This window comes from Rathayibacter sp. SD072, assembly GCF_017355185.1.
Lineage (GTDB): Bacteria > Actinomycetota > Actinomycetes > Actinomycetales > Microbacteriaceae > Rathayibacter.
In genome coordinates this window covers 26,978-35,654 of sequence record NZ_JADILJ010000040.1, presented here as the reverse complement: position 1 = coordinate 35,654, position 8,677 = coordinate 26,978, and the positions used below count along the sequence as shown (strand labels likewise).

The window sequence follows — 8,677 nt, the reverse complement described above, 5'->3', positions numbered from 1 at the left end:
CTCGTCCAGGTCGGCTGGCTGCTGCGGCTCCTGCTCCCCGAGCAGACCGAGGTCGCGAGCTTCGTCCTGCTGGCGGCGCTCGAGCTCTGCGTCCCCCTGTACGCCGCCCGGGCGGGCGAGCCGAGCTGGCATCCGCACCACATCGCCGAGCGGTACGGGCTGTTCACGATCATCCTGCTGGGCGAGGGCGTGCTCGCGGCGGTGACCGGGATGCAGCGATCACTCGCGGAGCGCGGGGTCAGCTCACCACTCGTCCTCGTGTCGCTGGCGGCCCTCGTCCTCGTCTTCGCCCTGTGGTGGCTGTCGTACCTGCACCCGTCGGGCGAACTCCTCGAAGCGCGGCGGAGCCTGTCCTACCGGTGGGGCTACGCCCACTTCCTCGTCTTCGCGGCGCTCGCCGCCCTGGGGTCCGGTCTGGAGGCCGCCGTCGCAGCGACCGCGGGGCATCTCGAGGCGTCCGAGGTCGTGCTCGGGGCGGCGGTCGCCGTGCCCGTGGCCTCGTACCTGCTCCTGATGTGGCTGGTGCACGCTCCGCTGGGCAGCAGGCAGCCCCTGCACGCCGGGGTCGTGCTGCCCGCCGCGGCCGCAGTGCTCGTGGCGCCGGCCCTCGCCCCGTCGATCGGGCCGGGAGGCACCGTCGCGGTGATCGCGGTCGTGTGCTCCGGACTCGTGGCGGTCGTCATCGGCCGTGAGCGGGCGCGCCGGCGCCGGTCGCCGGAGGAACGGCCCGGAGGGGCGGCCGACGTGCCGACCGACGGCACCGGGCGCACCTCCGGGTAGTCGATGCCGCTCGCCCGCGGAACCTCGGCTGCGCGGCCGGGATCCGTCGGCCGCCGCCACCCTCGCCCAGCCGAGGTTCTGCGAACCGGAGTGTGCTCGCGGCCGGGCGATACGCTCGAGGCCGCGGGCGCCGACGCGCCGCGGACGGGAGCGGCATGGCCACGGTGGACTCGGCGGAGCGGCGAGCGCGCCTGATCGGGCTCCTCGAGCGCGACGGCGCCGTGCGGCTCGACGAGGCGGCCGCCGAGCTCGACGTCTCGACCATGACCGTGCGCCGCGACCTCGCCGATCTCGAGGCCGAGGGCCGGCTCAGCCGGGTCCGCGGAGGGGCGGTGCCTGCTCTGCGTCCGCGCCCCTTCGCCGAGCGCCTCGCCGCCGGAGCCGCCGCCAAGCGCGAGATCGCGAGGAAGGCCGTCGACCTGGTGCCCGCCACCGGCGCCATCGCCGTCGACGCCTCCTCCACCGCGGGCACCCTGCTGAGCGCCGCCGCCGAATCCCCTCGACTGCTCGTCGCCACCAACTCGCTCGAGAACCACGCCTCGGCCCGCACCACGAGGGCGCGGGTGGTGCTCATCGGCGGCGAGCTGGAGGAGGAGACGGACAGCTTCGTCGGACCCCTCGCCTGCTCGAGCGCCGCCGAGCTGCACTACGACCGCTTCTTCACCTCCGCCTCCGCCGTCTCGACGCACGGCACCAGCGAGGTCACGCTGCAGGAGGCGCAGGTCAAGCGCGTGTTCGTCTCCGCGTCGACCGAGACGGTGCTGCTGGTCGACTCGACCAAGCTCGAGCGCTCGGCGCTCGCCCGGGCGCTCGACTGGGACGCGATCAGCGTCATGGTGACCGAGCTCGCTCCGTCGGACGCGCGGCTGGAGCCGTTCCGCGCACTGGTCGAGCTGCGCTGACCCGATCCTCGAGGGAACCCCGGATGGTCGAGACAGCCAGGAGCAGCGGGACGTCTCGACGGTCGGGGGTTCCCTCGACGGCTGCGCACCGCTTCCGCGGCGCCGGACCGTTGACCCGGACCGCGCACCCTGTTAGCTTTTGTAACAGTTAACAAGTTCGTTCAATCAGACGGAGAAGTCATGGCCTCGTCCTCGACCGCAGCGGAGCTCATCGCCCGTTCCAACCGCCTCGGCGCCGATCCGAAGAACACGAACTACGCGGGGGGCAACACCTCCGCGAAGGGTGTCGAGACCGACCCCGTCACCGGCGAGCCCGTCGAGCTGCTCTGGGTCAAGGGCTCCGGAGGAGACCTCGGCACGCTGAAGGAGTCCGGCCTCGCGGTCCTCCGCCTCGACCGCCTCCGCGCGCTCGTCAACGTCTACCCCGGCCTCGACCGCGAGGACGAGATGGTCGCCGCGTTCGACTACACGCTGCACGGCAAGGGCGGCGCCGCCCCCTCGATCGACACCGCCATGCACGGCCTCGTCGACGCCGCGCACGTCGACCACCTGCACCCCGACTCCGGCATCGCCTTCGCGACCGCCGCCGACGGCGAGAAGCTCACCGCCGAGGCCTTCGGCGGCACCGTCGCCTGGGTCCCGTGGCGCCGCCCCGGCTTCCAGCTCGGCCTCGACATCGCGGCCATCAAGGACGCGAACCCCGGAGTGATCGGCGCGATCCTCGGCGGCCACGGCATCACCGCCTGGGGCGACACGAGCGAGGAGGCGGAGGCGAACTCGCTCCGCATCATCGAGACCGCGGCCGCGTACATCGCCGAGCACGGCGCTCCGGAGCCCTTCGGACCCGCCCTCGAGGACTACGCCGCCCTGCCCGAGGAGGAGCGCCGCGCCAAGGCCGCCGCCCTCGCCCCGCACCTGCGCGCCATCGCCTCGCACGACAGCCCCCGGGTCGGCCACTTCACCGACTCCCCCGAGGTGCTCGACTTCCTCGCGAGCACCGAGCACCCGCGCCTGGCCGCGCTCGGCACCTCCTGCCCCGACCACTTCCTCCGCACGAAGGTGAAGCCGCTGCTCGTCGACCTGCCGGCGACCGCCTCCGTCGAGGAGATCCTCGAGCGCCTCCCCGCGCTGCACGAGGCGTACCGCGCCGACTACCAGGCCTACTACGACGCGCACGCGACGCCCGAGAGCCCCGCGATCCGCGGCGCCGACCCGCTGATCGTCCTCGTGCCGGGCGTGGGCATGTTCTCGTACGGAGCGAACAAGCAGACCGCCCGCGTCGCCGGCGAGTTCTACGTCAACGCCATCAACGTGATGCGCGGCGCCGAGGCCATCTCGACCTACGCGCCCATCGACGAGGCCGAGAAGTTCCGCATCGAGTACTGGGCGCTCGAGGAGGCGAAGCTGCAGCGGATGCCCAAGCCCAAGCCGCTCGCCTCGCGCATCGCGCTCGTGACCGGAGCCGCCTCCGGCATCGGAAAGGCCATCGCCACGCGCCTGGCCGCCGAGGGCGCCTGCGTCGTCATCGCCGACCTCGACCTCGCGAAGGCGCAGGCCGCCGCGGCCGAGCTCGGATCGACGGACGTCGCGATCGGACTCGCCGCGAACGTCTCGGACGAGGCCGCCGTGCAGGCCGCGATCGACGCCACCGTGCTCGCGTTCGGCGGACTCGACCTCGTCGTCAACAATGCCGGCCTCTCGCTCTCGAAGTCGCTCTTCGACACCACCGTCGCCGACTGGGACCTGCAGCACAACGTGATGGCGAAGGGCTCGTTCCTCGTCTCGAAGGCCGCGGCCCGCGTGCTCGTCGACCAGAAGCTCGGCGGCGACATCATCTACATCTCGTCGAAGAACTCGGTCTTCGCCGGCCCGAACAACATCGCGTACTCGGCCACCAAGGCCGACCAGGCCCACCAGGTGCGCCTGCTGGCCGCCGAGCTCGGCGAGCACGGCATCAAGGTGAACGGCATCAACCCCGACGGCGTCGTCCGCGGCTCCGGCATCTTCGCGTCGGGCTGGGGCGCGAACCGCGCCAAGACCTACGGCATCGAGGAGGAGGACCTGGGCAAGTTCTACGCCCAGCGCACGATCCTCAAGCGCGAGGTCGTCCCCGAGAACGTGGCCAACGCCGTGTTCGCGCTCTGCACGTCCGACTTCTCGCACACGACCGGACTCCACGTGCCGGTCGATGCGGGCGTCGCGGCGGCGTTCCTGCGATGACATCGTCATCGCGGGAATGCTGCAGCCACGCCCGGAAGGCGGCAGCCCCCACTCCGGAAGACCGCGGGACGCGACGGCGACCCTCACTGGGTCGCATCTGCGCACCCGAGCGCGGCGTTCCTGCGATGACCGCAACCGAAGGGCTCCAGCGATGAAGGCCGTCGCCGCCGTCGACCTCGGGGCGACCAGCGGACGCGTGATCCTCGGCTACGTCGGCCACGACGAGTTGCGGATGCGCCACGTCGCGCGGTTCCCGAACCAGCCGGTGCGGACCCACGAGGGCGCCTCCTCCGCTCTGCACTGGAACATCCTGGAGCTCTACCGCTCGCTCACGGCGGGGCTGACGAACGCCCTCCGCGAGGAGCCGGAGGTCGTCTCGATCGGCGTCGACTCCTGGGCCGTCGACTACGCGCTGCTGCGCCAGGGGCGGATGCTCGGCGCCCCGTACCACTACCGCGACGAGCGGACGGCGCGCGGCGTCGCCGATGTGCACTCCCGCATCGGCGCGGAGGAGCTCTACCAGCGGAACGGCCTGCAGCACCTGCCGTTCAACACGCTGTTCCAGTTCGCGGCGGAGCGGGACGTGCTCGCGCTCGCCGATCAGGCGCTGCTCGTTCCGGATCTCATCGGCTACTGGCTGACCGGGGTCGCGGCGACCGAGATCACGAACGCCTCGACCACGGGCCTGCTGAGCCCGCACACCCGCGCGTGGGACGACGACCTCCTCACGCGCCTCGACCTTCCGCGCGGGATCCTCGCGCCGCTGATCGAGCCGGGCTCCCGGCTCGGCTCGCTCCTGCCCTCCGTCGCCGCCGATCTCGGCGCGCCGGAGAGCCTGGGCGTCGTCGCCGTCGGCTCCCACGACACGGCCTCGGCCGTCGTCGCGGTGCCCTCGACCGACGACAACGTGGCGTACATCTCGAGCGGAACCTGGTCGCTCGTCGGCGTCGAACTCGAGAAGCCGGTGGTCTCGCTGGAGGGTCGGGCCGCCAACTTCACCAACGAGGGCGGCGTCGACGGGCGCATCCGCTACCTGAAGAACGTCTCGGGTCTGTGGCTGCTGTCCGAATCCATCCGCACCTGGGAGAAGCAGACGGGCGAGCGCATCGAGCTGCCGCTGCTGCTCTCCGAGGCCGCCGCGATCCGCGGGCGCATCACCACGTTCGACGCGGCCGACGAGCGCTTCGTCGCGCCGGGGAACATCCCCGGCCGCATCGTGGAGTGGTGCGTCGAGAACGGCCTGGAGCAGCCGCGCACCCGCGCCGAGTTCGTGCGGTCGATCCTCGAGTCGCTCGCCGAGGCGTACGCGGTGACCCTCGAGCAGGCCTCGGCGCTCTCGGGCGTGCGGATCGACGCGGTGCACGTGGTCGGCGGAGGATCGCAGAACGAGCTGCTGTGCCAGCTGACCGCCGACCGCACGGGCCGCACCGTGCTCGCCGGCCCGGTCGAGGCGACCGCGATCGGCAACATCCTGGTGCAGGCGCGGGCGCAGGGACTCGTGACCGGGTCGCTGGAATCGCTTCGCGCGATCGTGCGGACGGCGTTCCCGCCGGTGCGGTACACGCCCCGGGCGCACTGACCCGTCTGCGCACGCGGACGCGGCGCCTCCGGATCACCTCCGGCTCGCAGGAATCCGTTCGGCTCGTCGGAGTCGGGGGATCCTGCGAGCCGGACGTGTTCCCGCGAGCCGGACGTGTTCTCACGAGCCGAACAGGCCGCCAGGAGCCGGAATCCGGCAGATCGGCGATCCGCCGCTCCCAGGCTCTTGCCAGGTCCGCACCGCTCCCGCTACGGTCGACGGAGCCGAACCAACGAAAGGAGCCAGGCATGCCGCACTTCGCGCACTTCACCGCCGGCTTCTCCGGCGTCCACTCCGCCTGACCGGTCGAGCCCCGCGCTCGTCATCGCTCAGACGGTGACGACGCTCGAGAAGCTCCCGGTCCCGCGGGTCCCCCGCACGGACCGTCGTCCCGTCCCGGACCCCCGCTGGTCCCGCACCGCCTCCGCGGCGGTGCCTCCGCGCGCCCTCGAGCGCGCTCCTCCTCGCGCCCTCGCGGCGCTCTTCGGCGCGCCCGCGCGCCTGCACGACAAGGACACCTCATGAACACCGCACTCCGGGCGACCCGGTACGCCCACCCCCCTCACCGCCGCCTCGCCGGCCTGCTCGACCGGCTCGCTCTGCGGGTCGGAGTCGCGCTCGTCGCGTGGAGCAGGCGGGAGCGCCGCCCGCCTCTCGACCACGCCGACGTCGCTGCCCTCCGCCGAGAGCGCGCCGACCTGCTCGAGCGCGAGCGGAGGCATCAGCTCCTCCGCCTCGGCCGCTGACCGCGGCGCGGCTCCGGACGCCCGAGTGGCGTCCGGGGCCCTGTGCTGCCGCGCAGAGCCCCACGTGCCCAGCAGATCCCGGAGAGATCCGGGAGCGCGCGGCGAGTCGACGCCGTCCGGACGCTGATCCTCCGCCGCACCCCGTTCGGCGTCCTCTCGCCCGCGCCGCGGCGCGCGAGTGGACGCGGAACGGGCCCGACGTCCCTCCCAAGGGCCGGGGAGTGACGACTCGCCCGACCGCCCCGAGGCGGCCCCGGGCACCCTCCCCCGGACCTACCCTCGAAAGATGCGCTCCCCACGTCTCCTGCAGCAGGTCGTCGGCAAGCTCAGCGGGCAGACCCCCGCCGCGCCGGTCAGCCGGCGCACCCAGCGGGCGCTGCTCGCCGAGCAGACCGTGCGCGGCGTGCTCGACCTCGCCGTCCGGCTGGGCGAGACGCTGCTGTCGCTCGGGTCCGCGGCGGCCGAGGTCACCGAGACGATCCAGCGCGTCTGCCGCGCGTACGGCATCGAGGTCCAGGTCGACCTCACCTTCACGTCGATCCTCGTGGTGCACGACGGAGGCGAGGACTCGCCCAGCGTGAGCGTGCTGCGCGTGGTGCAGACCCGCAGCGCCGACTACGAGCGGCTCGCCCGGGTCACGGCGCTCGTCGCCGCGATCACCGAGGGCTCGCCCGAGGTGCGGGTGGCCGACGCCGTCGACTCCTCCGACGCGCGCGACGAGGCGCGGCACCAGTTCGAGGCGGCGCACGACCGGCTCGACGCGATCCTCGTGCAGCCGCACCGCTACCGCCGGGGCGTCGTCACGCTCACTCTGGCGCTGATGGCGGCGGGAGTCGCGCTGCTGCTGGGAGGCGGACCGCTCGTCGTCCTCGTCGCCGCGGCGACCGCCGCGCTCATCGACTCCGCCGGCCGGCTGCTCGGGCGCTGGGGACTTCCCGCCTTCTTCCAGCAGATCGCCGGCGCCGCGATCGCGACGGGGGTCGCGGTGCTGCTGCTCGCGGTCGTGCCGCAGCTCCCGATCGAGCTGGCCGTGCTGCCTCCGGCACTCGTCGTCGCGTCGGGGGTGGTCGTGCTCCTGGCCGGGCTCTCGTTCGTCGGCGCCGCGGACGACGCGATCAACGGGTTCCCGATCACCGCGGGCGGGCGGCTCCTGGAGGTCGGGCTGCTCACTCTCGGCATCGTGGTGGGCATCGCCGCGGTGCTCGACGTCGCGCGCACGCTCGGCGTCGACCTCGTGCTCGTCGACTCCTACGCCCGTCCCTGGCCGGCCGAGGTGCAGGTGCTCGGAGCGGGCGTCGCCGCCGGCGCCTGGGCGCTCTCGTCGCACACGCCCCCGCGCGCGGCGCTCCTCACCGCGATCACCGGAGCAGGGGCCTGGCTCGCCTCCGACACGCTCCTCGATCTGGGCGCGGCACCCCTCATGGCCAGCGCCGTCCCCGCCCTCGCCATCGGCCTGCTGGGCGAGGCGCTGTCCGAGCGGATGCGGATCCCCGCCGTCGTGACCACGGCCTGCGCCATCGTCCCCCTGCTCCCCGGGCTCACGCTCTACCGCGGCGTGCTCGACCTCACCTCGGGCGGCTCGCCGACGAGCGGGATCGACCTGCTGCTCCAGGCGGGAATGATCGCCGTCGGCCTCGCCGGGGGCGTCACCCTCGGCCGCCTCGCGTACCGCCGGCTGCGCACCCCGGTCGTCCGCGCCGTCGCACCCGTCCGCGCACGCACGCGCCGGGACCGCGGACTCGAGGAGGCCCTGGCCGCCGACGTCCTCTACGCGGACGGCGCGGCGCCCGGCGAGGCACCGAGCAGCACTCCGCTCCCGGAGGAGCCGCTCCCCCGGACGGGCACCCTGCCGGTCATCAGCACCAGCGGGATCGCCGCCCCGATCGCCTCGGCTCCGGACACGGCCGAGCCCGCGCGGGACCGGCCCTCCGACCGTCCCGATCACGACGACTAGCGCGCCGATCGCGGCGCCAGCAGGTCGACGCACTCGCGCCGGAGCGGAGTGAGGATCGCCTCCGCGATGTCCTCGAGCTGATCGAGCTGCGAGTCCTCGAGCAGGGCGAACACCCGTGCGCGGACCTCGGCGACGTACCCGGGCTCGACCTCGGCGAGGAGCCTCGCGCCCGCGGCCGTCAGCCTCGCGAGCGTGCGCCGCGCATCCGAGGGGTCGGTGCTGCGGGCGAGGAGGCCGCGCTTCTCGAGTCGCCCCACGATGCGGGACAGGTGCGAGGGAGTGACGCTGGCCGTCGCGGCCAGGCGGCTCATGTGGATCTCGCGGTCCTCGCCGAGCGAGAGGCAGCGCAGCACCCCGAACTCGGCGTGGCTGAGATCCGCGGCCTGCTCGAGGTAGGCGTCGAGCTCGGCGGGCAGCCACATCATGACGCCCACGAGCAGGGTCCAGGTCCGGTCCTGCTGGGGCGAGAGTCGATCGGCCGCGGTCACCCTCGCAG

General features: G+C 73.5%; 8 protein-coding genes. 7 read left to right on the top strand and 1 reads right to left on the bottom strand.

Features of this window, described 5'->3' with window-relative positions; translation table 11 throughout:
• The 7 genes from IOC53_RS14575 to IOC53_RS14545 form a co-directional block, all read left to right on the top strand.
• A partial coding sequence (locus IOC53_RS14575; RefSeq protein WP_207406789.1) for a low temperature requirement protein A occupies positions 1–780 on the top strand: 780 nt, incomplete at its 5' end.
• Positions 781–935: 155 nt separating this feature from the next.
• The gene (locus IOC53_RS14570; protein WP_207406787.1) at positions 936–1,682 is read left to right on the top strand and encodes a DeoR/GlpR family DNA-binding transcription regulator; all 747 of its coding nucleotides are present in this window, start codon (positions 936–938) and stop codon (positions 1,680–1,682) included.
• Positions 1,683–1,862: 180 nt separating this feature from the next.
• Entirely contained in the window at positions 1,863–3,902 is a 2,040-nt protein-coding gene (locus IOC53_RS14565; protein ID WP_207406785.1) for a bifunctional aldolase/short-chain dehydrogenase, read from the top strand.
• 151 nt (positions 3,903–4,053) lie between these two features.
• A complete protein-coding gene (locus IOC53_RS14560; protein WP_207406782.1) occupies positions 4,054–5,481 on the top strand; it encodes a rhamnulokinase family protein in 1,428 nt (475 codons plus the stop codon).
• A 336-nt stretch (positions 5,482–5,817) separates the two neighbouring features.
• On the top strand, positions 5,818–6,006 hold the full coding sequence (locus tag IOC53_RS14555; RefSeq protein WP_207406780.1) for a hypothetical protein: 189 nt from the start codon (positions 5,818–5,820) through the stop codon (positions 6,004–6,006).
• Positions 6,003–6,227: a hypothetical protein gene (locus tag IOC53_RS14550; RefSeq protein ID WP_207406778.1), complete on the top strand. Its 225-nt coding sequence runs from the start codon at positions 6,003–6,005 to the stop codon at positions 6,225–6,227. The genes IOC53_RS14555 and IOC53_RS14550 overlap by 4 nt, the downstream gene beginning before the upstream one ends.
• 286 nt (positions 6,228–6,513) lie before the next feature.
• The gene (locus IOC53_RS14545) at positions 6,514–8,181 is read left to right on the top strand and encodes a threonine/serine exporter ThrE family protein (protein ID WP_207406777.1); all 1,668 of its coding nucleotides are present in this window, start codon (positions 6,514–6,516) and stop codon (positions 8,179–8,181) included.
• On the opposite strand, the gene IOC53_RS14540 is transcribed toward IOC53_RS14545, so the two are convergent.
• Complete coding sequence (locus tag IOC53_RS14540) at positions 8,178–8,669, bottom strand: MarR family transcriptional regulator (protein WP_307786210.1); 492 nt, start codon at positions 8,667–8,669, stop codon at positions 8,178–8,180. The genes IOC53_RS14545 and IOC53_RS14540 overlap by 4 nt on opposite strands.
• Positions 8,670–8,677: the final 8 nt, after the last annotated feature.

Excerpts from the sequence above, each read along its gene's own strand:
- IOC53_RS14550 (WP_207406778.1), top strand. The coding sequence starts at position 6,003 with ATGAACACCGCACTCCGGGCGACCCGGTACGCCCACCCCCCTCACCGC.
- IOC53_RS14565 (WP_207406785.1), top strand. The coding sequence starts at position 1,863 with ATGGCCTCGTCCTCGACCGCAGCGGAGCTCATCGCCCGTTCCAACCGC.
- IOC53_RS14570 (WP_207406787.1), top strand. The coding sequence starts at position 936 with ATGGCCACGGTGGACTCGGCGGAGCGGCGAGCGCGCCTGATCGGGCTC.
- IOC53_RS14560 (WP_207406782.1), top strand. The coding sequence starts at position 4,054 with ATGAAGGCCGTCGCCGCCGTCGACCTCGGGGCGACCAGCGGACGCGTG.
- IOC53_RS14545 (WP_207406777.1), top strand. The coding sequence starts at position 6,514 with ATGCGCTCCCCACGTCTCCTGCAGCAGGTCGTCGGCAAGCTCAGCGGG.